This is a genomic window from Solihabitans fulvus, assembly GCF_008386585.1.
Lineage (GTDB): Bacteria > Actinomycetota > Actinomycetes > Mycobacteriales > Pseudonocardiaceae > Solihabitans > Solihabitans fulvus.
In genome coordinates, this window is sequence record NZ_VUOB01000023.1 from 86326 (window position 1) to 113230 (window position 26905).

23 protein-coding genes are annotated in these 26905 nt (G+C 72.1%); 12 read left to right on the plus strand and 11 right to left on the minus strand.

The window, feature by feature from the left end; genetic code table 11:
- Positions 1 to 87 precede the first annotated feature (87 nt).
- Positions 88 to 1224 carry a serine hydrolase domain-containing protein gene (locus tag F0L68_RS14860; RefSeq protein ID WP_149850137.1) on the plus strand — a complete coding sequence of 379 codons (1137 nt, stop codon included), beginning with the start codon at positions 88 to 90 and terminating at the stop codon, positions 1222 to 1224.
- Positions 1225 to 1329: 105 nt separating this feature from the next.
- On the opposite strand, the gene F0L68_RS14865 is transcribed toward F0L68_RS14860, so the two are convergent.
- Together F0L68_RS14865 and F0L68_RS14870 are read right to left on the minus strand one after the other, a co-directional pair.
- On the minus strand, positions 1330 to 2553 hold the full coding sequence (locus F0L68_RS14865) for a serine hydrolase domain-containing protein (protein ID WP_149850138.1): 1224 nt from the start codon (positions 2551 to 2553) through the stop codon (positions 1330 to 1332).
- A 61-nt stretch (positions 2554 to 2614) separates the two neighbouring features.
- Positions 2615 to 3679, minus strand: coding sequence for a serine hydrolase domain-containing protein (locus tag F0L68_RS14870; RefSeq protein ID WP_149850139.1), 1065 nt, complete (start codon positions 3677 to 3679; stop codon positions 2615 to 2617).
- Positions 3680 to 3940: 261 nt separating this feature from the next.
- Here F0L68_RS14870 and F0L68_RS14875 point away from each other — a divergent pair, with 261 nt between their 5' ends.
- The 7 genes from F0L68_RS14875 to F0L68_RS14905 all read left to right on the plus strand — a co-directional run bounded on the left by F0L68_RS14875 (position 3941) and on the right by F0L68_RS14905 (position 11388).
- Positions 3941 to 4693 carry a GbsR/MarR family transcriptional regulator gene (locus F0L68_RS14875; RefSeq protein WP_149850140.1) on the plus strand — a complete coding sequence of 251 codons (753 nt, stop codon included), beginning with the start codon at positions 3941 to 3943 and terminating at the stop codon, positions 4691 to 4693.
- 90 nt (positions 4694 to 4783) lie between these two features.
- Complete coding sequence (locus F0L68_RS14880) at positions 4784 to 5704, plus strand: DUF389 domain-containing protein (RefSeq protein WP_149850141.1); 921 nt, start codon at positions 4784 to 4786, stop codon at positions 5702 to 5704.
- Positions 5705 to 5878: 174 nt separating this feature from the next.
- A complete protein-coding gene (locus tag F0L68_RS14885) occupies positions 5879 to 7078 on the plus strand; it encodes a hypothetical protein (protein ID WP_149850142.1) in 1200 nt (399 codons plus the stop codon).
- A 96-nt stretch (positions 7079 to 7174) separates the two neighbouring features.
- Positions 7175 to 8020 carry an SGNH/GDSL hydrolase family protein gene (locus F0L68_RS14890; RefSeq protein WP_223198801.1) on the plus strand — a complete coding sequence of 282 codons (846 nt, stop codon included), beginning with the start codon at positions 7175 to 7177 and terminating at the stop codon, positions 8018 to 8020.
- A gap of 44 nt (positions 8021 to 8064) precedes the next feature.
- Positions 8065 to 9165 (plus strand): pyridoxal-phosphate-dependent aminotransferase family protein, encoded by a 1101-nt coding sequence (locus F0L68_RS14895; protein WP_149850143.1) that lies wholly within the window; start codon positions 8065 to 8067, stop codon positions 9163 to 9165.
- Positions 9166 to 9214: 49 nt separating this feature from the next.
- Positions 9215 to 10243: an aldo/keto reductase gene (locus F0L68_RS14900; protein WP_149850144.1), complete on the plus strand. Its 1029-nt coding sequence runs from the start codon at positions 9215 to 9217 to the stop codon at positions 10241 to 10243.
- A 2-nt stretch (positions 10244 to 10245) separates the two neighbouring features.
- The gene (locus F0L68_RS14905; protein WP_188316587.1) at positions 10246 to 11388 is read left to right on the plus strand and encodes a low temperature requirement protein A; all 1143 of its coding nucleotides are present in this window, start codon (positions 10246 to 10248) and stop codon (positions 11386 to 11388) included.
- On the opposite strand, the gene F0L68_RS14910 is transcribed toward F0L68_RS14905, so the two are convergent.
- Positions 11385 to 12572 (minus strand): MFS transporter, encoded by a 1188-nt coding sequence (locus F0L68_RS14910; protein WP_149850146.1) that lies wholly within the window; start codon positions 12570 to 12572, stop codon positions 11385 to 11387. The genes F0L68_RS14905 and F0L68_RS14910 overlap by 4 nt on opposite strands.
- 109 nt (positions 12573 to 12681) lie before the next feature.
- Here F0L68_RS14910 and F0L68_RS14915 point away from each other — a divergent pair, with 109 nt between their 5' ends.
- Positions 12682 to 13506: a helix-turn-helix transcriptional regulator gene (locus F0L68_RS14915; protein ID WP_149850147.1), complete on the plus strand. Its 825-nt coding sequence runs from the start codon at positions 12682 to 12684 to the stop codon at positions 13504 to 13506.
- 366 nt (positions 13507 to 13872) lie between these two features.
- Positions 13873 to 14631, plus strand: coding sequence for a bestrophin-like domain (locus F0L68_RS14920; protein ID WP_149850148.1), 759 nt, complete (start codon positions 13873 to 13875; stop codon positions 14629 to 14631).
- Between the two features lie 33 nt (positions 14632 to 14664).
- Here the strand turns inward: F0L68_RS14920 and F0L68_RS14925 are convergent, their stop codons facing one another.
- Positions 14665 to 15321, minus strand: coding sequence for a uridine kinase family protein (locus tag F0L68_RS14925; RefSeq protein WP_223198802.1), 657 nt, complete (start codon positions 15319 to 15321; stop codon positions 14665 to 14667).
- 88 nt (positions 15322 to 15409) lie between these two features.
- Between F0L68_RS14925 and F0L68_RS14930 the strand changes: the two genes are divergently transcribed.
- Entirely contained in the window at positions 15410 to 16798 is a 1389-nt protein-coding gene (locus F0L68_RS14930; protein WP_223198803.1) for a replication-associated recombination protein A, read from the plus strand.
- A gap of 106 nt (positions 16799 to 16904) precedes the next feature.
- Positions 16905 to 18557, plus strand: a complete 1653-nt coding sequence (locus tag F0L68_RS14935) for a purple acid phosphatase family protein (RefSeq protein WP_149850149.1) — start codon at positions 16905 to 16907, stop codon at positions 18555 to 18557.
- Between the two features lie 89 nt (positions 18558 to 18646).
- Here the strand turns inward: F0L68_RS14935 and F0L68_RS14940 are convergent, their stop codons facing one another.
- The 7 genes from F0L68_RS14940 to F0L68_RS14970 all read right to left on the minus strand — a co-directional run bounded on the left by F0L68_RS14940 (position 18647) and on the right by F0L68_RS14970 (position 26762).
- On the minus strand, positions 18647 to 19054 hold the full coding sequence (locus F0L68_RS14940) for a hypothetical protein (protein ID WP_149850150.1): 408 nt from the start codon (positions 19052 to 19054) through the stop codon (positions 18647 to 18649).
- Positions 19055 to 19127: 73 nt separating this feature from the next.
- On the minus strand, positions 19128 to 19592 hold the full coding sequence (locus F0L68_RS14945; RefSeq protein ID WP_149850151.1) for a hypothetical protein: 465 nt from the start codon (positions 19590 to 19592) through the stop codon (positions 19128 to 19130).
- Between the two features lie 133 nt (positions 19593 to 19725).
- On the minus strand, positions 19726 to 21537 hold the full coding sequence (locus F0L68_RS14950; RefSeq protein ID WP_149850152.1) for an IucA/IucC family protein: 1812 nt from the start codon (positions 21535 to 21537) through the stop codon (positions 19726 to 19728).
- A complete protein-coding gene (locus F0L68_RS14955; RefSeq protein WP_149850153.1) occupies positions 21534 to 22868 on the minus strand; it encodes a lysine N(6)-hydroxylase/L-ornithine N(5)-oxygenase family protein in 1335 nt (444 codons plus the stop codon). Before F0L68_RS14955 ends, F0L68_RS14950 begins: the two co-directional genes overlap by 4 nt.
- Positions 22865 to 23437, minus strand: coding sequence for a GNAT family N-acetyltransferase (locus F0L68_RS14960; RefSeq protein ID WP_149850154.1), 573 nt, complete (start codon positions 23435 to 23437; stop codon positions 22865 to 22867). Before F0L68_RS14960 ends, F0L68_RS14955 begins: the two co-directional genes overlap by 4 nt.
- On the minus strand, positions 23434 to 25206 hold the full coding sequence (locus F0L68_RS14965; protein WP_149850155.1) for an IucA/IucC family protein: 1773 nt from the start codon (positions 25204 to 25206) through the stop codon (positions 23434 to 23436). The genes F0L68_RS14960 and F0L68_RS14965 overlap by 4 nt, the downstream gene beginning before the upstream one ends.
- Positions 25203 to 26762, minus strand: a complete 1560-nt coding sequence (locus F0L68_RS14970; RefSeq protein WP_223198804.1) for a pyridoxal phosphate-dependent decarboxylase family protein — start codon at positions 26760 to 26762, stop codon at positions 25203 to 25205. Before F0L68_RS14970 ends, F0L68_RS14965 begins: the two co-directional genes overlap by 4 nt.
- Positions 26763 to 26905 lie beyond the last annotated feature (143 nt).

Below are 26905 nucleotides of genomic sequence, written 5' to 3' on the forward strand. Positions count from 1 at the left end.
CCGCTTTCATAGCATCTGTCCGCGTTGGCCGATACCGTCGAAACGGGAACCACGGAGAGTAGAGGGGGCATTGTGCTACGGACAAGAATGCTGAGCTGCGTCGCGGCGATCGCGATCACGCTGGGTGTCGGCTCCGCCGTGCCGGCCGTCGCGAGCCCGGCGGGCGCGCGGCCGTCGACGGCCTCGGCCGCGCCGGCCGCAGACCGCGCCGACCTGCGGCGCGCGCTGGACGCGGTGGTGGCGGGCGGCGCGACGAGCGCGATCGCGCGGGTGCGGGACGAACACGGCGAGTGGTCGGCCGCGAGCGGTGTCGGCGACCGCCGCACCGGGCGACCCGCAGACCCGAACGGCCGCTTCCGGGTCGGCAGCGTCACCAAGACGTTCGTGTCGACCGTGCTGCTCCAGCTCGTCGGCGAGCACCGACTCGGGCTGGACGACTCGATCGAGCGCTGGCTGCCCGGCCTGCTGCCGAACGGGCAGGGCATCACGGTCCGGCAGATCCTCGGCCACACCAGCGGCATCTACAACTTCACCGACGACGCGTGGACCGCCGAGTGGGTCAAGAACCTGTTCCGTCACTACGAGCCGAGGGACCTGATCGCCTACGCGGTCAGCCACCCTCCGCTGTTCCCGCCGGGCACCGGCTGGTCCTACTCCAACACGAACTACCTGGTGGCCGGCCTGCTCGCGGAGCGCGTCACCGGCCATCCCCTCCGCCAGGAGCTCCAGGCGCGCCTGTTCGGGCCGCTTCGGTTGGCGCACACCAGCTATCCCGGCGACTTCCCGCTGATTCTCGGGCCGAACAACCGGGGGTACGAACAGCTCGCCCCGACCGGTCCCGCCGCCGACGTCACCGAACTCAACCCGTCGCCGGCCGGCTCGGCCGGTGCGATCGTGTCCGACACGGAGGATCTGAGCCGGTTCTACGCGGCGCTGCTCGACGGCCACCTGCTGCCGCCCGACCAGCTGGCGCAGATGGAAACCATGCGGGACACCGGAAACGCCGGCATTCCGCGCTACGGCCTCGGGCTGGCCTCGCCCAACCTCAGGTGCGGCCTGCGGGCGTTCGGGCATGACGGCGGCATCCCCGGCTACAGCACGGTCACGTTGCGCAGCGCGGACGGCGCGCGACAGATCGTCATCTCAATCTCCGGTCCGACCAGCGACGCGGTATACGCGGCGGCGGCCGGGCTCGTCGACGCGGCGATGTGCCCCAGCGCCTGACCCGGTAGCGGTGGGACGGGCTTCGGCCCCACCGCCGAACACGGTGACGCCGTTGGCCGCATCGGCACCGGCCCGGCGTGTTCGGTCAGCACAGCACAGCCGGGGTCACTTGGCTCCGGCGGGACAGAACTTGGCTTCGAGGACCTTCGCGAAGGCCGTGAGCGGGTTGACCCAGTCGCCGCTCATGTTGCCGGTGACCAGGTGCTTGCCGTCGCGGGTGCCCATCGAGTAGGTCCACGACCCGGGGATGGCCCCCGCGGTGCCGTAGACCGTGACCCCGCAGCCCAGGGTCTGCTGGAAGGTGCCCATGCCGTAGCGGGTCTTGTCGATCCACCGCGCGCCGGGGTCGACCGTCACGGTGTCCCACATCTCCCGCGCCATGGCGGCGGGGAACAGCCGGCCGCCCAGCAGGGCGCTGACGAAACGGCCGAGGTCGTCGGTGGTGGAGACGATGCCGCCGGTCGCCCAGGGCCAGGACGGGTCGACCTCGGTCACGTCGTAGACCTTGCCGTTGGCGTCGCCAAGGGGCAGCTTGGAGTACTCCTTGGTGTGCTGGCCGCGCAGGTCGAGCTCCCCGTCGCGGGGCAGGTAGGTGTCGGTCAGGCCAAGCGGCCGCAGGATCTGGCTGGACAGTTCCTCGGCGTAGGTCCGCCCGCTGGCCTTCTCGATGATCCTGCCCAGCAGCAGGTAGTTGGCGTTGGAGTAGCGCAGCACGGGGCCCTGCTCGTGCTCCGGTGCTCCGCCAGGGGCGAAGTAGGGCCGGTACTTCAGGGCGATCCCCACCAGCTCCTCGGGCGTCTTCTTGTCGAAGCGGTGCTCCAGGTAGGCGGGGGTGGTCATCTCGATGAGCCGCTCGGGGTCGTCGGCGTCGGGGCTCTTGAGCCCGCTGGTCTGGTGCAGCAGGTGCCTGATCGTGATGGCGCTGCCGTCGTTGCCGTTGCCCTTGACCAGGCCGGGCAGCCACTGCTCAACCGTGTCGTCGAGGCTCAGCTTGCCGTCGGCGACGAGTTTCAGGGCGAGGGTGGCGGTGAAGGCCTTGGTGACGCTGCCGATGCGGAACCGGTCCTGGCGTGCACGGGCGCGGCCGGTGTCGGTGTCGGCGACCCCCGCCTTGCCGAACCAGGTCCGGTGGCCGTCGCGGACCTCGGCGACCATGCCGGGCACACCGCCCTGGGCCGTGGACTGGTCGAGCACCTGCTGGATGGCGGCGTTGCGGCCTGCCGAGGACTCTGCGGACTCCGCGGAGGCGGTGGGGGTGGTCACGGTGGCGACCGTCACGGCCATCGCCGCGGTGAGCAGGCCGGCGCGGACTCGGGTGGTGGTCTTCATGGGTCTCTTCCTGTGTGTGCTGGAAACCTGGATGTCATTGGTCGGCGGCGGGGGATCCCCGTCAGGCCGCCGGGAACTCCGCTTCGAGGATCTTCCAGAACTCGGCGATGGGGTTGACGAAGTCGCCGTTCACGTTGCACACCACCAGGTGCCTGCCGTCGCGGGTGCCCATCACGTACGTCCACGAGCCGTTGAGCGCGCCGCCACCGCCGAACACGGTGACGCCGTTGGGCAGGTTCTGCTCGAAGGTGCCCATGCCGTAGCGGGTGTTGGGGATCCAGCCCGATCCCTCGGTGGAGACGGTGGCCCACATCTCGGCCTGGAGGGCGGGTGAGAACAGCTCGCCGCCGAGCAGCGCGCCGAAGAAGCGGGCGAGGTCGCCGGTGGTGGAGACGATGCCGCCGGCCGCCCAACCCAGCGACGAGTCCAGTTCTGTGACGTCGTAGACCTTGGCGTCGGGCTCGCCCATCGGCAGCTTCGTGTACATCCTCGGGTGCGGTCCGCTGATCGTGACCTCGTTGCCGGCCAGGTACGTACCGGTCAGGCCGAGCGGGCCGAGGACCAGTCGGGACAGCTCCTCGGCGTAGGTGCGGCCGCTGGCGCGTTCGATGATCAGGCCGAGCAGCTGGTAGTTGGCGTTGGAGTAGCGGAAGTCCGTGCCCGGCGCGTAGTAGGGCGGGTACTTCATGCCGATCTTCACCAGCTCCTCGGGCGTCCACCTGTCGAAGCGGTGGGTGAGGTACCCGGTGGTGATGTACCGGTCCATCATGTCTTTGTCGTCGTAGGCGTAGTTGACCAGGCCGCTGGTCTGCTGCAACAGGTGCCTGACGGTGATCTTGCTGCCGTCGTTGCCGTTGCCCGTGACCATGCCGGGCAGCCACTGCTCCACCGTGTCGTCCAGGCGCAGCCGGTGCTCGTCCACGAGCTTGAAGGTCACGGTCGCGGTGAACGCCTTGGTGAGGCTGCCGGTGTGGAACTGCTCGTCCTGGGTGCGTGTGCGGCCGGTCTCCAGGTCGGCCACGCCCGCCGTGCCGAACCAGGTCCGGTCGCCGTCGCGGACCTCGGCGACGATGCCCGGGATGCCGTCGGCGACGGCCTGGTCGAGTGCGTTCTGGATCGTGTTCACGAGGGTCTCCCATTCGATGTGCGGCTCGGTCTTCGCCGTCCCGCAGTTGATGTTCGGTATGCGGTAAAAGCTATGTTGCGTTCAATAAACAGTCAATCTCGATGTTGTCCATAGTCGGCGTTTATGCAGCTAGATTGCCTGCAATTGTTGCAATGGGCCTGCCGTTGAATGCAAACTCGACTCAGCGCGTGTTGCAATGAGATGGAGTTGAACGCACACTGTTGTGCCAGCGGAAGGGCCGTGCGACAGGGGAGGGCACCGATGCCGGGAGGCAGGCTCAGCCAGCAGGACCGCCAGCAGATCGCCACGGGCCTGGCCGAAGGGCTCGCCTACACCGAGATCGCCAAGCGCCTCGCGCGCCCGACCTCGACCATCACCAGGGAGGTGACCCGCAACGGCGGCCCCAACGGCTACCGGGCCGACCAGGCGCACCGGGCCACCGAACGGCGCGCCCGCAGGCGCAGGGCGTCGCCGTCCGCGCCGTCGCCGGCCGAGGCCGACGCCTACGGGCGCGACCCCGAGGCGGTGCACGGCTTCGAGGAGCAGTTCACCGAGCTGTTGGTCCAGACAGGGCTGCCCAAGATGGTCGCCAGGGTGCTCGGCTGCCTCTACGCCACCGATACCGGCAGCCGCACCGCGGCGGACCTGGTCCAGCGGCTCCAGGTCAGCCCTGCATCGATCTCCCTGGCCGTCCGCTACCTCGAGGAACAGGAACTGGTCCGCCGCGAACGCGACCCGAGCAACCGCCGCGAGCACTACGTCATCGACGACGACGTCTGGTTCAGGGCGATGCTGGCCAGCGCCGCCGCCAACGCGGTGCTTGCCAAGGGCGCCCACGCCGGCGCCCTGACCCTCGGCGCCGACACACCCGCCGGCGCGAGGCTCGCCGACATGGGTCGGTTCCTCGACCACGTCGGCCGCGACCTGGTCACCTCGGCCGAACACTGGCGGCAGTTCTTCGCCGCCCGACCGGCCCCGAACCAGCGGCCCGTGCTGCCGGACACCGGCGCCTGACCTACCGTCACCTGACCCGACTGTCGACACCCACTGCTGACCGACAACCCCGGCAGGCCGACGACCCCGGCGCGAAGGAGAACCACAGCCGTGCTGCACCTGCGGGCGGTCTGCCCGACCGGCCAGACCGACGCCGTGCTGCGCGCGCTGCGCGGGCGAGCCGGCGTTGCCCACCTCGTGCTGCTGCCCGGCGCGGCGATCCAACCGCCCGGCGACCTCGTCGAGGCGGACGTCGTGCGGGAGGTCACCGACGAGGTCCTTGGCGACCTGTACGAACTGGGCATCGAACGCACCGGCGGGATCACCCTCGAAGTGATCGACACCGTCCTCTCCGACGCCGCCGACCGCGCCGGAGAGGACGCGCCCGGCGAGGGCGCGGACACCGTGGTGTGGGAGGAACTGCTCGCCAAGACCGGCGAGGAGTCGAGGCTGAACTGGACTTTCCAGGCCTTCCTCACGCTGGCCTGCCTGCTCGCCGCGGTCGGCGTGGTCACCAACTCGCCGATCACCATCGTCGGCGCGATGATCGTCGGCCCCGAGTTCGGCCCGCTGGCCGCCATCGCCGTCGGGCTGGCCCTGCGGCAGTGGGACCTGGTGCGCCGCGCGGCCATCGCGCTCGCGGTCGGATTTCCCTCGGCGATGGTCGTCACGGCCGCCGGCACGCTGCTGTTCGGCCTGTTCGGGCTGTTCGACCGGAATGACGTGCGAGCCGCCAACCAGGTGGACTTCGTCTACCAGGTCGGACCGTTCTCGCTGATCGTCGCGCTGCTGGCTGGCGCGGCCGGCATGCTCGCGCTGACCTCAGCGAAGTCGGCCGCGCTGGTCGGCGTGTTCGTGTCGGTCACCACGGTGCCGGCCGCCGGTTACGCGGTGGTCGCGGCCGCCGTCGGCGAGTGGGGCCGCTGTCTCGGCTCGCTCGCCCAGCTCCTGGTGAACCTGATCGGCATCGTGGTCGCGGCCTGGCTCGTGCTGACGCTGTCGCCGAGGAGAATTCCGGTGTCCACAGGCTGAGAACCCAACGGGTTCAGGCAACCTTGTGGCGGGGAACTCCGTTACCCAGCAGGGTGGATTAGGTGGCCGGCAGCTACTACGGTCGCTTGCGCTCCTCCTTGACGGCGTTCGACCCCGTGCTCGTGGTCGAGGGCGCCGCCGGTCGGTGGTTCATCGGGAGTATGGTCGGAGGAGATGAGCGTGGAGATCACCGCCGGCCCCCCGGACGTCGACGACGCAGCCGATCCGGAGGTCGCTGAGACGGTGGCCGCGGCGGAGGCCGTGCTCACCGGGCGCTTCGGTGCCAAGGTCCGGTTAGCCGATCCGGAAGACCTCGGTGGGGCAGGCAAATCCGTGGTGGTGCGGGTCAGAGTGGCCGCGACGCCGTTCTCCATGCCGCGCACCCTGGTGGTCAAGCGCTACCCGCCAGCGGCCGTCGACCGCGACCCGTTCGCGCACGAGGCCGTCAGCCACCAGCTGCTGACCGCACTGCCTGCCGAGGAACGCCTCACCCCCGAACTGGTCGCGCACGACAGCCGCAGGCGGCTGGTGGTGCTCGAGGACCTCGGCAAGGCGCCGAGGCTGGCCGACAAGCTGCTGGGCAACGACGCCCGCGCGGCCGAACGCGGGCTGCTGGCGTGGGCGCACTCGTTGGGGCGGCTGCACGCCACCACGGCGGGCCGCGACGCCGACTTCGACGCGCTGATGCGGCGGCAGGGCGGCCAGTGCTGCCGCGACCCGCTCGCCGAGGACCTGACCGCCGCGCTGGCCGGCCTGCCCGAGCTGAGCGACGCCGCGCTTGGCGTGCCGATCTCGGCGGCCGCCGTGGCGTTCGCGCAGAAGGCGGGCCGCCAGTTCAGCACCTCGCGCAGGCGTGCGTTCAGCCCGTCGACCGCCTGCCCGGACAACAACCTCGTGACCAGCAAGGGCGTGCGGTTCCTCGACTTCGAGGGCGGGTGCGTCCGCGACATCGTGTTCGACGCGGCCTGCCTGCGGGTGCCGTTCCCGACCTGCTGGTGCGCGTTCGGGCTGCCGGCCGGCATGTCCGAGGCGATGGTCGCCGCGTGGCGGGCCGAGGTCGGCTCGGTGTGGCCGGACCTCGACGACGACGCCGTGCTGATGCCAAGGCTGCTGGAGGCCCAGCTGCTGTGGGTGTGGCTGTCCACCTGGCGCGGGCTGCCAAGGCTCGCCGCCGCGGCCGACCCGGCGCACCGGCCGCTCCAGTCCCCGCCGCGCAGCGCCTCGCTCACCGCGCGGTGGGCGCGGCTGCGCATCGACGCGGCGCTGCTCGGTGCGGACGAGATCGTCGAGCACGCCGAGGCGATGGTCGCGGCCCTGACCCGCCGCTACGGCCCGGCAGCCCTCGAACTACCGCTCTACCCCGCATTCCGGTAGCCGAGCGGGGGAACGGCACCGACCGTTCCCCGAGCCGTCTCCGGCCGGACATCGCGACCTCACCGCAGGTGAGCCCGCCTGCGCCATCGTGTGATCGTGGCAGCGCCATTGATCGGAGCCGAGGCGGAGAGCGGGCGCGCGGTGCGCACCCTGGTGGCCCTCGGCGACTCGACGACTGTGGGGCTCGGCGATCCGTTGCCGGGCGGTGGCTGGCGTGGGTTCGGCCCATTGCTGGCGGACGCACTTGGCAGCACCAGGTACCGGAACCTGTCCTTCACCGGAGCGCGGATCGGCACCGTGCGGGAGACCCAACTGCCGACAGCCATCGCCCTGCGACCCGACGCAGTTGTCCTGGTCGTCGGCATGAACGACACGCTGCGGTCGGACTTCGACCCGGTGCGGCTGCACGACGACCTCGACCACGTCGTCGGTGAACTCCGCGTGGCCGGCGCCGAGGTGGTCACCGTGCGGTTCCACGACCACGGCCGCGTCTTCCGGCTGCCCGGACCGTTGCACCGCGCCCTGGCGCGCCGGATCGGCGAGCTCAACGACGTCATCGAGACCGTGGTCACCCGGCACGAGATCGGCTGCGTCGACCTGGACCTGATGCCCGGCGCGTACGAGCTGTCCGCGTGGAGCGTCGACCGGCTGCACCCCTCCGAACTGGGGCACCGCATGCTGGCGAGGGCCTTCGCCGACCGGCTGGCCGAGGCAGGCTGCCAGGTGCCGGAGCCGGTCAGCCTGGTCTGCACCGGGGGCGCGCGGATCACCCCGCTGCACCACCTCGGCTGGCTGGTGGTCAAGGGGGTGCCGTGGCTGTGGCGGCGCGGCAGCGACCTGGTGCCGCACGCCGTCGGCATCCTGCTGCGCGCGCTGGTCGACGGCGAGCGTGCCGAACCGCCCACACCGGAAACACCGGGCACCGTTGGTCAACCGGGCTAGCGGTATCTGCGGCAGAAGGCCGAGCGGCGTCGTAGGGTTCTCTCGTGACCTTGGTTGATCGCGTGCTGCTCGGCCCCGGGCCGTCCAACCCCTATCCCGAGGCGACCGCTGCGCTTGCCGCGCCGCTGCTCGGCCACCTCGATCCCGTGTTCCTGGGGATCCTGGACGAGACCTGCGAGCGGCTGCGCACGGTGTGGGGCACCGACAACCGGCGCACGCTGCCGCTGTCGGGCACCGGCTCGATCGGCATGGAGGCCGCGTTCGCGAACACCGTGCGGGCGGGAGACCCGGTGGTCGTCGCCGTCAACGGGCTGTTCGGCGAGCGCATGTGCGAGGTCGCCGGCCGCTACGGCGCCACCGTGATCCGGGTGGACCACGAGTGGGGCGACCCGGTCGACGTCGAGCGGGTCCTCGCGGCGCATCCCGCGCCGAGGCTGGTCGGGGCCGTGCACGCGGAGACCTCCACCGGCGTGCGCAGCGACCTGGCCGCCCTCGGCGCGGCGCTGCGCGAACGCGGCGGAGACACCCTGCTGCTCGCGGACTGCGTCACCTCGCTGGCCGGCATCGAGGTCGCGGTGGACGACTGGGGCGTCGACCTCGCCTACTCCGGCACGCAGAAATGCCTTGGTGTGGCACCGGGTCTCGCGCCGTTCACCATGTCGGAACGGGCCTGGGAACGCCGCGTCGAGCACCCGCCGACCTGGTACCTGGACCTCGGGCTGATCGGCGACTACGTGAGCGGCTCGGCCGGCGGTGGCCGGACCTACCACCACACCGCGCCGGTCGCCATGATTGCCTCGCTGCACGCCGCCCTCGGCCGCGTCCTCGCGGAGGGCCTGCCGTCGGTGTTCGAACGACACGCGGCCGCCGGCAGACGCCTTCAGGAGGGGCTGGTCGAGCTGGGCCTCGACCTGTTCGCCGCCGAGGGGCACCGGTTGCCGGAGCTGACCACCGTGCGCGTGCCGGCCGACGTCGACTCCGCGCAGGTGCGTCGCAGGCTGCTGGACGAGTACGGCATCGAGATCGGCGCGGGCGCCGGCAAGTACGCCAGCACCGTCTGGCGGATCGGCCTGATGGGCCACAACGCGCGGCTGGACCGCGCCGAGCTGGTGCTGGCCGCGCTACGCCGCGTCCTCGGCCGCTGACGGCCGAGCGGAAGCGGAATCGCAAGCGAGACAAGGGGAGTACGCGCACGTGCGTTATCGACTGTTGGGCAACACCGGGCTCCGGGTGTCGGAGCTGTTCTTAGGCGCTATGACGTTCGGCGAGCAGGGCGGCGTCGGCGCGCCGCTCGAGGAGTGCCGACGGATGCTGGAGGCCTACGCCGAGGCCGGCGGCAACGTGATCGACACGGCGATCAACTACCGGGCCGGCAAGAGCGAGCTGATCCTCGGCGAGCTGCTCGAGGGCAGGCGCGACGAGTTCGTGCTGGCCACCAAGTACACGGTGAGCCGCAACGGCGCGGACCCCAACGCGGCCGGCAACCACCGCAAGAACCTCGTGCAGTCGCTGGAGACCAGCCTCCGCAGGCTGCGCACCGACTACGTCGACGTGTACTGGGTGCACATGTGGGACCGGCACACCCCGGTCGAGGAGACGATGCGCGCCCTCGACGACGTGGTGCGCTCGGGCAAGGTGCTCTACGTCGGCATCTCCGACGCGCCCGCCTGGGTGGTGTCGCGCGCCAACACGCTCGCCGAGCTGCGCGGCTGGAGCCAGTTCGCCGGCCTCCAGGTGCCCTACAGCCTGCTCAAGCGGGACATCGAGCGGGAACTGCTGCCGATGGCCGAGGACTTCGGCATGAGCGTCGCCGCGTGGAGCCCGCTGGCGGGCGGCGTGCTGTCCGGCAAGTTCACCAGGGAGGGCGGGGCCGAGGCCGGCACCCGCCTCGCCGCCGACTCCATCAGCGAGCACGACCACACCGTCGCGCGCGCCGTGCAGGACGTCGCCGACGAGCTGGGCGCCACCCCGTCCCAGGTCGCTATCGCCTGGACCAGGGCGGCGTCCCGCGCGGTGCATCCGATCGTCGGCGCGCGGCGGCTCGACCAGCTCGTGGACAACCTCGGCGCGGTGGACGTGACGCTGCCGGCGGAGGCGGTCGCGCGGCTGAACGACGCGACCGGTTTCCAGGTCGGCTTCCCGACGGACTTCATCGAGGAGATCGGCGGCTGGGTGTTCGGCGAGGCGAGCGCGCGCGTCGACGGCCGGTCGGCGCGCGGCTGACGGTGCGAGCCCGACTGATCCGCCCGCCCGCGCTGCGGACCGGGGACGCCGAACGCGCCTCCAGCTGGTTGGAGCTGCTGTTCGACCTCGTGTTCGTCATCGCGGTCACGCAGGTCGGGCTCGCACTGCACGGCAACCTGTCCGCGCCGGGGTTCGTGCGCCTCGCCGTGCTGTTCGTGCCGATCTGGTGGGCGTGGGTGGGCTACACCAACTACGCCGACCGGTTCGACTCGGACGACGTGGTGTTTCGGCTGCTGGTGCTCGCCGCGATGCTCGGCATGTCCGTGGTGGCCGTGGCGATCCCGGACACGTTCCACCACCGGTCGCAGGTGTTCGCCGTGGCCTACGCGGCGGTCCGGGCCCTGCTGATCGTGCTGTACCTGCGGGCGCGTCGGCACGTGCCGGCGGCGCGGCCGCTGTGCGACGCCACCATCTCGGTGTTCGTGGTCGGCACCGCGCTGTGGCTGGGGTCGCTCGCGGTGCCGGAGCCGTGGCGGTTCCTGGTGTGGGCGGCCGCGCTGCTCATCGAGGGCGCGACGCCGTGGCTCGCGCGCCGCGCGATGGCCGCCGTGCCCTACCACGCGTCGCACCTGCCGGAGCGGTACGGACTGTTCACGCTGATCGTGCTCGGCGAGTCGCTGGCGGCCGTCGTGTTCGGTGTGCGCGGCGGCGACTGGCGGGCCGGCTCGATGACCACGGCGGTCCTTGGCTTCGGCTGCGCTGCGGCCCTGTGGTGGCTGTACTTCGACGGGGTGGACCGCGCCGCCGTCGGCCGAGGACTGTTGGCGCGCAACACCTTCATCTACGGCCACCTGATCGTCGCGCTCGGCCTGACCCTGTTCGGCGTCGGCATCAAGGAGGCGATCCTCGCGTCCGACGGCGGCGACCTGCCGGCGGGCGGCTGGTGGGCGCTGTGCGCGGGCCCCGCGATGATGCTGGTGGCGCTCGCCCTCGTCCGGCAGGCCGCCAGGCAGCCGGGTGCAGGGCGCGCGCCGCTGGTCGAGTCGGCCGCGGCCGTGCTGCTGCTGGCCGTCGGCGCGATCGGCGGACACTTGTCACCCGAGCTGCTGACCGGGACCGTGACGGCGCTGCTGGTCGCGACCGTCGCGACGAACCTGCTGACCGCGCAGGCCGAAGCGGCCTAATCCGCAGGCTCCCGGCAGCGGCGGCGGCCCACCACGGCGGCCACGGTCAGCGGCACGGCGACCACCGCCGCGATGCCGAACAGCAGCGGGTAGCTGCCCCGCTCGGCCAACACCCCGTCCGCCGAGGACGCGGCGGCGCTGCCGACGAACAGCGCGGCCGCGAAGAAGGCGACCGCGGTGCCGCGCGCCTCCGGCGCCAGCGAGGTGGCCCAGGTCTGGAGCGACGAGTGCAGGAACGACCAACCGCCGCCGAGCAGCAGCGCGGTCACCGTCACCGTGGCGATGGTCACCTGCGCGGCCACGACCGCGTAGCCGAGCACCATCAGCGTGCCGCCGACCGTCATCAGCTGCCAGACCGGGCGGCGCTGGGACAGCGCCTTCACCAGCCGCGAGGACACCCACACGCCGACGCCGTAGGCGGCCGTGGCGAGGCCGGCCGTCGCCGCGCCGACGCCGTGGTGTTCGAGCGCGGACGCGAGGAAAGCCATGGTGCCCAACAGGACCGCGCCCTCCACGAAGGCGAGGCCGAACACCAGCAGCGCCCACCGGTTGCGCAGCACCCTGCCCAGCTGCGCGCGCACCCCGGCCGCCGCGCCGCGCGGCGGCTCCGGCAGGCCCCGCATCGCCACCGAGCACACCGCCGCGCAGGCCGCCGGCACGGCGAACACGGCCCGCCAGTCGACCAGGTGCGCGAGCAGCCCGCCCGCCGCCGTCGCCAGCGCGGTGCCCAGCGCCATCGCCGCCATCAGGTCCGACAGCGCGCGCTGCCGCTGCCGCGCGGACACCGTGTCGCCGACGTAGGTGAGCGAGGTCGGCACCACCGCGCCGAAGCACGCGCCGGCGACGATCCTGGTCACCACGAGCAGCGCCAGGTTGGGCATCAGCGCGGACGCGAATCCCGCCGCGGCGCCGGCCAACAGCGTTGCCCGCATGAGCCGCACCCGGCCGAACCGGTCTGACAGCAGGCCCCACACGGGTTGGGACAGCCCGTAGGCCAGGAAGTAGCCGCTCGCGGCGGTGACCGTGGCGGCCAGCGGCGCGCCGAGGCCCGCCGCGACCAGCACCAGCATCGGCGTGATCGCGAAGCGGTCGAAGTTGCTGACGAAGCACGCGGCGGACAGGGCGAACGGCGGCCGCGTCGAGGCCGTCGCGTCGATGGGGTCGGAGCGGGTCGGGCTGGTCATGAAGGTTCCCTCGCGGTCGATGTGTGTGCACTCATGGTCGAATTGGCGCGGCGGGTGAACCAGAGACCAGTCAACCTGTCACCGGCACCACCACCCAAGGGGGGACGCGATGAGCGAGGCGCAACGGCGGGCGCTTGGCGGGTTCCTGCGGTCCCGCCGGGAGCGGCTGAGCCCCGAGTCCGTCGGGCTGCCGCCCGGCCTGCGCCGCAGGGCGCGGGGGCTGCGCCGCGAGGAGGTGGCGCTGCTGTCGGGGGTCAGCGTGAGCTGGTACACCTGGCTGGAGCAGGGGCGCGACATCAACGTCTCGCGGCAGGTGCTCGACGCGCTGGCCCGCACGCTGCGGCTGGTCGGACCCGAGCGGCGGCACCTCTACCTGCTCGCCGACGAACTCCCGCCGCCCCAGGACACGCCGTCCGGCGAGGGGCTGGACCACCTGCTCGCGGTGCTTGGCGCGCTCGAACCGCACCCGGCCTGCCTGCGCGACCGGCACTGGGACCTGATCGGCTGGAACCGGGCAGAAGCGGCGCTGTTCACCGACTTCGCCGAGCTGCCGGCCCGCCTGCGCAACATGATCTGGGTGATGTTCGGCTGGCCGCCGGTGCGGACGCTGCTGGTCGACTGGGCGGCGCACGCCCAGCACCTGGTCGCGCAGTTCCGCGCGTCCGCCGACCGCCATCCCGACGATCCGCGCTTCGCCGAGATCATCGCCGACCTGCACGAGACCGGCCCGGCCTTCTCGCAGTTCTGGGAGCGGCACGACATCGCCGGCTTCGAGGTGGTGCACCGCGAGTTCCGGCACGAGCGGGTCGGCACGATGCGCCTGCGGACCACCAAGCTGCTGGCCGCCGAGGACACCGAGCTCCAGATCATCACGCGCGTCCCGACCGACGAGGACTCGGCCGGCCGGTTGTGGCTGCTGACCGCAGCCGACTGACCCCAGCCGACTAGGCCGAACGGCTACAACACCTGTGGCCCATCCGGGCTCACCGTGTCGGCCGATCGCCGCGCCAGATCATCGCCCGATCACGCCGTCCCGCCACCCACTTCGAGTAAATGTATTTTCCTCGGATTACCCGCCGTCATTGTCGCGATAATCCAACAGGGTGACCGGCCGGAAGCTGCTGTGGCGCCGAACTGTCGAACGCAAAACCAAGCGCCTGACCCGGCGGGATTCCCAGTGCTAGCTTCAGCGGCGGAATCCTCCGCGAGCCACAAGGCGAACTCGCCAGTGCTATTCGGGCAACCCGGCAAAGCCTCGACATCACTGGTCGCCACACGCGTCACAGGAAGGAACTCCGCCATGCCCGTGTCAGGCAGCCTTCTCGTGTTGGGCATCGCCGTCGCCACCTGCGTCCTGCTGGTCCTGGTGACACGGTTCGTGCCGTCCGAGCGTCGCGCGCTCCAGAACGAGGTCGTCGGGTTCGTCTACGCCGTGGTTGGCGTCATCTACGCGGTGATTCTCGCAATGGTCGTGGTGGGACTGTGGACCACGGCCGACGCGACTCGCACGAACACCTACAGCGAAACCAACGCCCTGCTCCAGATCTCCTGGTACGCCCACTCGCTGCCGCAGCCCGCCCACAACGAGATTCGGGACCTCAACCAGCGGTACGCCGAGGCCGTCGAGAACACCGAATGGCCGCTGCTGGCCAAGCGACAGTCCAGTGATCAGGCGTGGCGGGAGTTCACCGCGCTACGCGACACCGTCGTCTCCCAACAGCCCGCCACGGGCGCCGACCAGGTCCGCTACGCCCAGGCACTCGATGCCGTCGCCAGACTCGGCGACGCCCGCCGGGAACGACTCAACCGGGCATCCGACACGATGCCCGCCCTGCTGTGGGTGGCGCTCATTCTCGGCGGCCTGGTCACTGTCGGGTTCGCGTTCATGTTCGGCATGACGAGTCTGCGAGCCCACATCGTCGTTGTCTTCTCTATCACCCTGTTGATCGGCTCGATGCTGCTGTTGGTATATGAACTCAGCCAGCCCTTCAGTGGCACCCTGCGGGTCGAACCCACCGCGTTCGAGTTGGCGTTGCAACGCATCAACCTGATCAGCTGATCGGGCCGGTCCTCGTCGGGAACAGACCCCGATTCAGAGCACCTCGACCTTTCCCTGCCAATGCCCGGCCGGGATGGACGGCGCGGCCATGGCGTTGATCACCTCGGTCAGCTGCTTCCTTGCCCGGTCCGGCGTGCAGGACCGCATGCCGGCCTGGTCGCAGCGGCGCACCACGGCCGGCTGCTCCTGCCACAGCCGGAAGCCGCGGCGCAGCAGCACCGGCAGCGGCTTGCGGGCCTCGGCGGTGTCCCGCGCCAGCCTGCGCAGGAACGTGACTCCCGGGCTCGGCGCGAGCACGATCGCGTCGGCGAGCACCCCGGCCTCGCGACAGCCGTTCACCAGCCGGTCCGCGAACAGGCCCTCGGCGACGAACAGCGGCGCGCCGTCCAGCGCGACGGTGTGCGTGCCGACCCTGCGGTCCTCGCCGATCGCGTACACGGGCGCCTCGACGCGACCGGTGGTGGCCAGTTCCACCACGGCGGCGAGGGCGTCCTCGACGTGCCAGGACTCGGGGTCGTCCCAGTCGACCATGCCGTGCTCGTCCCGGGGCAGGAGCAGGTCGTCGCCGTTGCGGTAGAAGTCGTCCAACCGCAGCACCGGCAGGCCGAGGTGCGCGGCGAGCGTGGACTTCCCGGAACCGGAGGGGCCGGCGAGCAACACGGCCCTGCGGTGAACGGCGGATGGCGGCACGAGAAACAAGTCTCGCACAAGGCTGGCCGAACTCGCGCCGCCGCAGGCCGCGTCCCGGGTGTCGGTGCCCACAGGTAGCGTCGGCGTCGTGGAGGACGGGCTGTTCGAGGACCAGGAGCTGTTCACCGCCGGCACCGGGGACACCGGTGCGCGGCGTGGGCCGCTCGCCCCGGCGCGTCCAGGTCCGAACACGCCGCTGGCCGTCCGGATGCGGCCGCAGTCGCTCGACGAGGTCGTCGGCCAGGACCATCTGCTCGGGCCGGGCGCGCCGCTGCGCAGGCTCGTCGAGGGCGCCGCGCCGGCCTCGATCATGCTGTACGGGCCGCCTGGCACGGGCAAGACCACCCTGGCCACCCTCGTCTCGCAGGCCACCGGCCGGCGCTTCGCCGCGCTGTCCGCGCTCTCGGCCGGGGTGAAGGAGGTCCGCGCGGTCATCGAGGAGGCCCGCCGCAGGCTGGTGCGCTCCGGCGAGGCGACCGTGCTGTTCATCGACGAGGTGCACCGGTTCTCCAAGACGCAGCAGGACGCCCTGCTCGGCGCGGTCGAGGACCGCATCGTGCTGCTGGTGGCCGCCACCACGGAGAACCCGTTCTTCTCGGTGGTCTCGCCGCTGCTGTCCCGCTCCCTGGTGCTCCAGCTGCGGCCGCTGACCGACGAGGACGTGCGCGCGGTGGTCCGCCGCGCCGTGTCCGACGAGCGCGGGCTCGCCGGGACGGTCGAGCTGACCGCCGACGCCGAGGACCACCTGGTCCGGCTGGCCGGCGGCGACGCCCGCCGCGCGCTCACCGCGCTGGAGGCCGCGGCCGACTCGGCGAGCAGCACGGCAAGCGGCGTGATCGACCTGGCCACCCTGGAGGCCACGGTCGACAAGGCCGCCGTGCGCTACGACCGGCAGGGCGACCAGCACTACGACGTGACCAGCGCGTTCATCAAGTCGATCAGGGGCTCCGACGTGGACGCCGCGCTGCACTACCTGGCCAGGATGATCGAGGCGGGGGAGGACCCTCGGTTCATCGCGCGCCGGCTGGTCATCCACGCCAGCGAGGACGTCGGCATGGCCGACCCGACCGCGCTCCAGACCGCCGTGGCCGCCGCGACGGCCGTCCAGCTCGTCGGCCTGCCGGAGGGTCGCCTTGCGCTGGCGCAGGCCACCGTCCACCTGGCCACCGCGCCCAAGTCCAACTCCGTGATCACCGCGCTGGACGGCGCCATCGCGGACGTGCGGGCCGGCGCGGTCGGCTCGGTGCCGGCGCACCTGCGCGACGGCCACTACGCGGGCGCGGCCAAGCTGGGCAACGCGCAGGGTTACCGCTACCCGCACGACGTGCCCGACGGCGTGCTCGCCCAGCAGTACCCGCCGGGCGACCTGGTTGGCAGGGACTACTATCAGCCGACGTCGCGCGGGGCCGAGCGGGTGCTGGCCGAACGGGTGCCCAGGCTCCGCCGAATGATCCGAGGCCAGGATCCGGCAGGCTGACCACACCGTTTCTTGACCAACGCTTGACCATCACTATGGGCAACGATCGCCGAACGTTCATCCACCCATGGGCTCGGCGACACGTGCGCCGAAGAGCATGCTCTGCATGGAGATTCCCAGGGTTGGCGTCCCCGACGCGCTGGCGAACAGACTCTCGATTGCCGAACAGCACGAGTACCTGACCAGCCGGTTCGGCCGGCGGACCCTGCTGCGCGGCGGCATGGCCACGGCCGCCGCGCTCGCGGCGGGCCCGACCCTGTTGGCGGGCCTGGCCTACGCCGACGGCGACAGGGTCGCGCCCTTCGGCCGACACCTGGCCTTCGGCCGCAACCCGCGCCACGAGATCAGGGTCGCCTGGCAGGTGCCGGCCCCGGTGCGCCGGCCGTTCCTGCGCGTCGGTGCCCGCCCGCACGAGCTGACCCACCGCGTGCCGGCCGAGGTGCGCGCGCTGCACTCCGAGGTGCCCGGCGTGATCGCGCCGACCGACCAGTACTACCTGCACGCCGAGATCGGCGGGCTGCGGCCGGGCCGGACCTACTACTACGCCGTGGGGCACGACGGTTTCGACCCGGCCAAGGGCGACGGCGGCCCGGCCGCGATCTCCACGTTCACCACCGCGCCCGCGCGGGGCTTCCCCGGCGAGCGGTTCACCTTCACCGCGTTCGGCGACCAGGGCGTCAGCACCGCGGCGCTGGCCGAGAACGGCGTGGTGGCCAGGCAGAACCCGGTGTTCCACCTGCTGGCAGGCGACATCGCGTACGCCGACCCGAGCGGGCGCGGCCTGCCGATCGGGTCGAAGCCCGACGGCACCCACGACATCTTCGACCCGAAGGTCTGGGACGCCTACCTCACCCAGATCGAGCCGCTGGCGTCCCGGATCCCGTGGATGGTCGCGACCGGCAACCACGACATGGAGGCGCTGTACTCCACCGAGGGTTACGGCGGCCAGGTGGCCAGGTGGGCGTTCCCCGGCTCGGGGCCGAGCGGCTGCCCGAGCGTCTACTCGTTCATCTACGGCAACGTCGGCGTGATCTCCTTGGACGCCAACGACGTCTCGTACGAGATCCCGGCGAACCTCGGCTACAGCGACGGCGGGCAGACCGAGTGGCTGCGGCGCAGGCTGGCGTTCCTGCGCTGCCAGCCCGACGTCGACTTCGTCGTGGTGTTCTTCCACCACTGCGCCTTCTCCACGACCAGCGCGCACGCGTCCGAGGGCGGGGTGCGCGACGAGTGGGTGCCGCTGTTCGACCGGTTCAAGGTCGACCTGGTCATCAATGGCCACAACCACGTCTACGAGCGCACCGACGCCCTGCGCGGCGGCCAGGTCGCGACGCAGGTGCCCATCGGCGGCACCGTGCGGCCCGACCGCGACGGCACCGTGTACGCGACCTGCGGCTCCGGCGGCCGAAGCCTGTACAGCTTCCCGGTGCCCGACAGCTACGCGGGCCACGAGACCGAGCACGTCGACGTGCCCACCTACGTGTGGAAGCGGGGCGGTGGCAAGGAGAACGACACCGTCGCGTGGTCGAGGGTGCGCTACACCGGCTACGCGTTCATGGCCCTCGACGTGCAACCGGCGTCCTGGGGACGGCAGACCACGATCACCGCGCGCGTGCTGAGCAACACCGGCGTCGAGATCGACCGGTTCGTGGTGTCCCGCACCGCCGGCCTGCACGTGGGCATCGACCTCGGCGACGGCAACCGCCTCGAGCGGACTCCGGCAGCCGTCGGCGCGGGCGCGGACCCCGGCGACAGCTGACCGGCGGCCCGGTACTCCGCCTGCCGAGGCGGAGTGCCGGGCGCCCGGCACGGACGTCCTTCTGTAGCAAGGGTTCCGTGCGGGGTCGGTCAGTCGGTGTCGGCCGAGTCCAGCAGCACCGGCGGTGTCGTTGGTTCGGGAATGTCCCAGCGGGTGAACAGGAAGTACCCGCGCCTGACCGGGCACCGGTGGTCCACCCCATCGAACCGGACCGCCGCGATCGGGGTTCCCTCCGCCACCTGGTCCCAGAAGGTCAGCACGCCAAGGGAATCCCCTGTCGGCCGCCAGCCTGGCCCGTTGACGCCGCTCACCTCGACCCATCCCGCCGCCGTCCTGCGGCAGAACACCTCGTACGGGTAAGACCGCCCCGCCGCGTTCGTCGCCAGCAGCACGACCGCGTGTTCGCCGGACTCGGCCAGGAACAGCACGCTGGTCTGCTCTGGCGGGAAGCCGTTGAGCGCAGCCTGTTCCGCGGTGGTGAATCCAGGACCGGTCATCGCGAACCTCCTGCCTGTTCGGGCGCCGCGGGCAGGGCGACCGGTCGCCCTGCCCGCGGCTGGTGCCCTCCGGTCACGGAACCCGGCAGTTGTTCGGCACGCTGTGGTAGGTGTTCCCGTCGACCGACACCAGTGTGGCGTCTACCCGGAACACCTGGCCGCTGCGCGCCTGGATCGACCCGTGCGGCACGTACACGCCGACCGTGCGGTGGAAACCACTGGTGGTCTTGTGGTTGTTGAGATAGGTGTCAACATCCCACCTGCCGGCCGACCGCGATGGCGGCTGCATCTGGATTCCCCAGGCCACCACCTTGTTCGGGCTGGTCTGCACCGCGATGTACCCGGCGTTGCCCGGATACGTGATGTGTGCGCAGGACGGCAGCGCCTCGGGCGCCACTTCGGCCTGCGCCGCAACGGGTGCGTCGGTCATGCCGCCCTGTACGACGGTCGTCTCCTCGGCGTTGGCCGCGAGCGCTGGTGCGGACATGCCGACCAGCACGGCCAGCGCCGCCAGCACGGACAACAGAATCTTTCGCATCATTCCCCCTGGTGCGATATACGGCGAACGTGCTTCGCCGTACCCCCAGAGTCGCTCACGATGTCGAGGCGGGAGAGCGGTTCTCGCTCCGGACCACTCGGACGAGTGACGTATTCCATGTTGGCTGCGGCCACTACCAACCATCGGCCGGAGCCACCTGGGGGACGGCGTGCAGCGGATTGGGCAGCCGTCCGCTCGACGGCACCGGCGGCCGCTGCGCCAGGTCGCCGTACCCCATCGTCAACCGGTAACCGTTGAGCGGATATCTGGCGAAGGTCGGCCCGAGCAGGTCGCCTGCGTCCATCCGGTCGGCCACCGAGGAGTGCCGCGTCCGATACGACTCGATCTCGCCCCGCACCATGCCCCAGAACCGCTCCTCCGGCAGGTCGTGCCGCTGCGCGAGCAACCCGGCCAGCGGCCGGAAAACCCCCACCAGCAAGGCGTCCACCACATACTGGCGCAGCACCGGCCACTGCTTCCTCGGCAACACCCGGTCGTGCGAGTCGGGCTCGACGCCCCGCTGCGGCACCCGGTCCACCGACACGTTCACGTCGTCGACGAGGTCCTTGAGCACGACCCGGCTGGGCAGCCCGTCCGGCCCGCACACCACCAACACGTTCTCCCCGTGCGGGTTCACCGTGATCCCGTAGGTGTAGAGCAGGTGCAGCAGCGGCCGCAGCAGGGCGCGCAGCAGTGCCGCCGCCCACGCGGCCGCGTCGCCGCCCGCCCGCCGCACGTACTCGCTCACCAACGCGTCGCCGGCCGGGTCGAGGTGCAGCAACGCGGCCAGCGCCCAGGCGTGCTCGCCGTCGCGCAGCCGGGGCGTCAGCGGCTCCCGCCAGATGCAGCCGAGCGTCTCCAACCACTGGTAGGGCACGGCGCCCGCGCGCGACAGCTGCGGATGCCGCACCGTCACGGAGGCGACCTCGCCGAGCAGGATCGTGCCCCACTCGCCGAGCAGCTGGTCCGCCGCGAAGATGCCGCGCAGCCACTGCGAGGTCATCGGCGCGGCCAGCGTGCAGTGCGGCGGAATGCCCCGGTACACCGAGGTGTTCAGGATCCGCAGTGGCAGCTTGACCTGGTGGCGATCGGGCGAGTCCACATTGGACAGTGTGCGGATCGCCTGCGTCGGCAGATAGTGGTCCTGGCTCTCGCCAAGCTGCACGATCCGGCCGGTCGCCAGCTCCGGCGCCCACAGCGTGCGCACCACGTGGTCGAGCTGCCACGGATGCACCGGCAGCCACACGAAGTTGTCCGGATCCGCGCCGGCCAGCCGCAGCGTCTCGGCGAACCGCGCCACGGTCTCCTCGCCCAGTTCCCGCTGCCGCACCACGTGTTCGGACAGCTCGGGTGTGCCGCGGAACTCGGCCAACCCCCGGTGCACCGCGAGCCACGGCAGCCGCAGCGGCGTGCGGGCCTCCGGCGCGTACCGCGCCTGGTCCTGCGCGGAGAACCCGATGCGGCCCTTGTTGGCGAACAGCCACGGATGACCCGTGAGGTGCCCGTCGAGCGCGGCGTGGCCGAGCTCGGCCAGCTCGGCGGCCGGGCGCGCGGTGGCGGCCATTGCCACGTCGGCGGTCAGCGTCGCGGTCACTTCGGCCAGCAGGCCGGCGACCGTCGCGGGCTCGACCCGCATCGCGTCGCAGGCGTCGACCAGGAACTGCTGCACGTCCTCGGTCGGCTCGGTGACGTCGTCGCCGAGGATCCCGCTCGCGCTGCGCCGCACCGACCCCGGCAGCACCGTCCATCCCTCGAAGGAGGTGCGGCGGGCCGAGAACGTGTACCCGGCGGCGCCAAGCGACAGCTGGTAGCCGACGAAGCCCGCGTCGTCCTCGGCGCCGCCGGCCACGGGCTCAGGTGTCAGCAGCTGCTCGAAGCACAGCTCACCGATCGTCTTGGCCAGCAGCGCGGCCGACCGGTCCAGCCAGAGTTCCGTCGTGTTCACGCCAGGTCTCCCGGTGCCGCGAAGCTGGTGAACGCCGTCCGCTTGGGCAGCCGGTACGCCTCGCGCCCGGTCACCGCGTTGAGGATGGTGGCGTTGCGGACCGCGCCGATGCCGAGGTCCGGCGCGGCGGGCCCGTGGCTGTGCAGATCGGCGTTGGCCACGAAGATCCGCCCGGTCACGGCGTGATCCAGCTCAACGGAGTGGTCCAGCCGCACCCGGTACCTGCCGCTGTCGTCCCTACGCAGCAACGGTTCTACGGGTTGCAGGAACACGGGTCGGCGCTGCCGGTAGCCGGTCGCCGCGACCACCAGGTCCGTGGTGTGCGTGAAGGTCCGCCCGGTGTCCCGGTGCAGGCAGGTCAACACCGCCCGGCCGGCGCTGTCCACCGCCGAGTCCTGGATCGCGGTCGCGCAGCGCAGCTCGACGTCGGCCAGCCCGTGCGTCAGCTCCCGCCGGTAGAGCAGGTCGTGCAGCTCCTCCAGTGTCTCCGCCGAGATCGCCTTGTAGTGCCGCCACTGCTCGGCGACCAGCTCGTCCCTGGTCCGCTCTGGCAGCTCGTGGAAGTACCTGACGTAGGCCGGAGTGGTCATCTCCAGCACGAGCTTCGTGTAGTCCAGCGGCGCGAAGGTCGGTGTCCTGGTCAGCCAGCTCATCCCGCCACCGCCGGCCAGGTTGCGCCGCAACAGGTCCAGCGCCACCTCGGCCCCGGACTGCCCGGAGCCGACCACCGTCACGTGACCTGCTTTGTCCACATCGGACTGTCGGTGCAGGTACTCGCTGGTGTGCATGAGTCGGTCGCCCGGCAGGTTCGCGAGCGAGCGCGGCACCGAGGGCTCGGTGCCGACCCCGACCACCACGTCCTTGGCCAGCATCAGCAACCTGGCGCCGTCGCCGCGCACCACCCGCACCTCGAACCGGCCGTCGCTCTCGCGCCAGCGCACCGACTCGACCCGGTGCGAGAACCGCACCGACGGCAGCCGGGACGCGGCCCAGCGCAGGTAGTCCTCGTACTCCCGCCGGGTCGGGTGGAACCGCTCGCGGATGTAGAACGGGTACAGCCGGTCGTTGTCACGCAGGTAGGCCAGGAACGACAGCGGGTGCGTCGGCTCGACCAGGCTCACCAGGTCGGCCAGGAAGCTGACCTGGAGCAGCGCGTCGTCGAACATCAGCCCGCTGTGCCAGCGCAGTTCCTGGCGTGCCTCGAGCACCACGAGGTCGAGGCCGTCGACCGTGGACGCGAGCGCGGCCAGCCCGAGGTTGAACGGGCCGCAGCCGACCGCGATCACGTCGTGCTCGCTGGTCTCCTGCGCGGGTGTCCGGTGGTCGGTCACAGCATGTCCTCCTCGGTGCGCGGACACACGAACAGCGCGGCCGTCTTGTCTGGTAGGTCGATCTCGCCGGCGAGCCGGAAGCCGCCGGAGCCGAACGCCCTGACGGCGGCCGTGTTGCGGACGTCGGGCTCCAGCAACACCCTGCCGCACAACGGATCGGCCTCGAACAACGCGGCGGTGAGCACCGGCAGCAGCGAGCTGACCAGCCCCCGGCCCGTCCTGCCCAACTCGCCGATCGCCAGGTGCAGCCCGACGTCCTGCGGCCGCGCGGGGTAGCAGGCCCCGAGCTGATCAAGGACCGGGCGGTAGATCTCCAGGTACAGCACGGGAATCCCGTCCCGGCTGACCAGGCATGGCCGGGAGTGCGTGCCGCCGAGCTGCCTGCTGAGCTCCTCGTGCCAGCGCTGCCTCGGCCACGCCTGGAGCCAGTACGCGGCCACGTGCGGGGCCTGCATCCAGCGCTGGACGAGGTCGAGGTCGGGGCTGTCCGGATCGACCACCCGCAACGCCCAACCGTCCCCGAGCACAGGTACCGGCGGCGCCGAAACGCCAACCAACTGTTCACTCATCGCCGCGCCCCCCGCAGTGGATTCGGCGCGTCCAGATACACCGACTGGGCGTCGAGCGGCGCGAGCACCTCGTCGATCCCGTGCAGCCTGGTGAGCAGGTTCCCCTTGCACGGCAACGTGTCCGCGTCCAGCCAGCGGCGCGCCAACCGATCCCCGTCCGGTCCGGCGTCGGCGAGCGACCCCAGTGCGGCGTCCAGGCGTTCGGCGACCACGCCGAGCAGGTCCTCCTCGCTGGCGAGCCCGTCGACCGCGAGGCAGCCGACGACCGCGAGCGCCTGGTTGCGCAGCAGGTAGTAGGACAGCCGCTCGTCGACGATCGCGTCGTCGACCACCGCGAGCGTGCTCGTGTCGGCCTCGGCGCGGGCCAGCAGTCCCGGCAGGTGCGAGGCGGCCAGGTAGTAGCCCTGGTTGTCCCGGAACGCGCCGCCGACGACCTCGCCGCGCTCGTTCAGCCGCACCAACGTGTTCTGCTGGTGCGCCTCCAGCCCGATGCCCGTCTCGGCGTGCAGCCGGAGCATCGGCACCAGCACGTGGTCGACGTAGTCGCCGACCCAGCGCCGAGCCGCGCCGGGACCGGACGCCGCCACCAGCTCGCCGAGGCGGCTGCGGCCAAGACCCGGCCGGGGAGCGACCAGCCCGACCAGGCACCGCAGCGCGTCGATCCCGGCCGGCACCTCCCGCACCGCGACGTCGAGACCCGTCACCTCGGGGCCCGCCGCGCGGCCCGGTTCGTCGACGGCCAGCCACGCCGGGTCCCGCACCACGTGGAACTCGGGATGCGCCAGCTCGGTGCCGGCCGCGTAGCCCGCGTCCAGCAGGCGATGGATCTCCAGCCCGCGCCGCAGTTCGGTGCGGGTGGACTCGCGCCGGGAGTTGGTGATGCGCAACCCGAGCGAGAGCTTGAGCATCACCGGGGCGTCGGGCCGGTAGACCGTGCGCAGGCTGGACGTCGGCCACCAGCGCGGGCCGAGCTCGCCGAGCGCCTCCAGCCGCCCGTCGGCCAACAGCGCCGCGATCCTCGGCCGGTGCGGCAGGTCGCGGGCCTGCCACGGGTGCGCGGGGATCAGCACCCTGCCGTCGGCCAGCCGTCGTTCGCTCAGCTCGGCCAGCAACGCGACGGTGTCGCGGCCGCCGAGTGAGGACGAGCCGGCCACCGCGTCGTGCGAGACCACCGACTCGTCGGCCGCGAACCAGTGCAGCCGGAACGAGCCGCGCAGCTCGGGGGCGTAGGCGGCGTCCTCGGCGACCGAGACGCCGTCCCGGCTCTTCGGCGCGGGATGGTTGAGGTGCCCGAGCAGCAGGGCCTGTTCCGCGTCGAGGAAGCCGTTGACCCCCTCGGGCACGGCGGTCTCCGCGCGGCGGTGCGCCACGTACCCGGTGACCCGCCGGACGGACTCGGCGGTGCGCTCGACCAGGTCGTCCGCCTCGCCGGCCGGCACGCCGCCGCGCGCGGCCGCCTCCTGGGCGACCAGCGCGACCGCGAGCACGGGGTCGGCCGGGCCGACGGGGACGCCGTCGGCGCGCAGCAGCGAGACCGGGCCGAAGCGGTGCCAGCCGGTGGGGGAGCGGTGCAGGACCTCGGTGGCCAGGGTCAGGCCGGTGGCGGGCAGCGGCACCCGCAGCTGGCCGGCCGGCACGTCCGTCCCGGTCTCGCGCAGCCAACACCGCAGCAGCGCCTCCAGATGCGCGTGCTCGGCCGAGGTCCTCGGGCTGGCCGCGTCGAGCCGATCGGCGGGGGCGTCCGTGTGGACGGCGCTGTTGCTGGTCATGCGGCACCTTCTTCGTGCGCCTCGGCGACGGTCGGGGAGTGGCGCTCGCAGGCCGCGCCCGCGTCCAACACCAGCGCGAGCAGGTCGTCGATGTCGGCCTCGGTCGCGGTCGGGTTGAGCAGGGTCAGCTTCAGGCAGGTGACGGGCTCGTCGGCCGGCCCGGCCGGGCGCGCGGAGGTGCGGCCGATCAGCGCGGTGCCCCGATGCAGCAGCCTGCGGCGCAGCTCGCCGTTGACCCGGTCGCGGGTGGCCGGATCCTCGGCAAGGTAACGGAACACCACGGTGGTCAGCTCCGCCCCGGCGACCAGTTCCAGCCTGGGTTCGGCGGCGATACGGGCCTCGGCGTGCCTGGCCAGCCGGTGGCAGGTGTCCACGAACTGGCCGAGCCCGTGCCGCCCGTAGGCGAGCAGGGTGGCGGCGATCTTGACCGCGTCGGGCCGCCGGGTGGTTTGCAGGGTGCGGCCAAGCAGCCCGTCGTAGCCTGCGGCGCGGTCGTCGGCTGGGTTCAGGTAGTCCACCGACCGGTCGAGGGCGGCGAACGCGGCCCGGTCGCGCACCAGCAGCACGCTCGCGGCGGCGGGCTGCCAACCGATCTTGTGCAGGTCGACGGTGACGGAGTCGGCGTGGGTGAGCCCGTCCATCCGCCCGGCGAGCGAGTCGGAGAACAGCGTGCCGAACCCGTAGGCGGCGTCCACGTGCAGCCAGGCGCCGTGCTCGCGGGCCAGCGCGGTCAGCTCGGCAAGCGGGTCGACGGAGCCGAAGTCCGTGGTGCCGGCCGTGGCGACGACCGCGATCGGGGTGTGCTCCTCGCCGAGGTCGCGCAGCATCGCGGCGAGCGCGTCCGGCCGCATCCGGTGCCGTTCGTCCACCGGCACCGCCCGCACGGCGGACTCGCCGAGCCCGAGCGTCGCGCAGGCGCGGTGCACCGAGAAGTGCGCGAGCTCCGAGCAGAACACCACGGGCTTCGGCAGCGCGGCCACGCCGTCCCTGCGCACGTCCACCCCGCGCCGCGCCGCCGCCGCGTCCCTGGCCAGCAGCAGCGCGGTCAGGTTGGACAGCGAGCCGCCCGGCGTCAGCACGCCGTCGGCCCCGTCGTCGAAGCCGGCAAGCGAGGTCAGCGCGTCGACCACCCAGCGCTCCACCGCGATGGTGGCCGGCCCGGAGTCGTAGGTGTCCAGCGAGGCGTTGCCGGCGCTGGCCAGCGCGTCGGCGGCGACGGCGACGGTCAGCGGCGGCGGCTGGAGGTGCGCGGCGGCCATCGGGTGGCTCAGGTCGATGCCCTGCTCGACCAGCACGGTGGCCAGCCGGTGCAGGGCGGCGTCGGTGCCGACGCCGCGTTCGGGCATGCCGGCCGGGCCGAGCGCGGCGGTCGTCGCGGCGAGCACGTCGGCGGGCGCGCCCTGGGGCAGCGGGCCGCGGGGGCGCCGTGCGGAGCGCGCCCCGGCCACCGCGCGGGTCACCGCGACGGAGAGTTCGACCAGCCCTTCCGCCGACCCGGCCAGCAGACCGGGCGGCGGGGACGGTGCGACGGGTGGGGCCTCGGCAGCCGGGATCACGGCACCTCCGGAAGATCGACGAGTGACAGCGAGGCAAGGCTAACCTCGCAAAGGTAAGGCTTACCTCACCTGCACCATGATCCGCGTGTCAAGCGGCCGCTCGGCTTTGCTAGCCACGTCACGTTTGCCGCCGGTCACTCCTC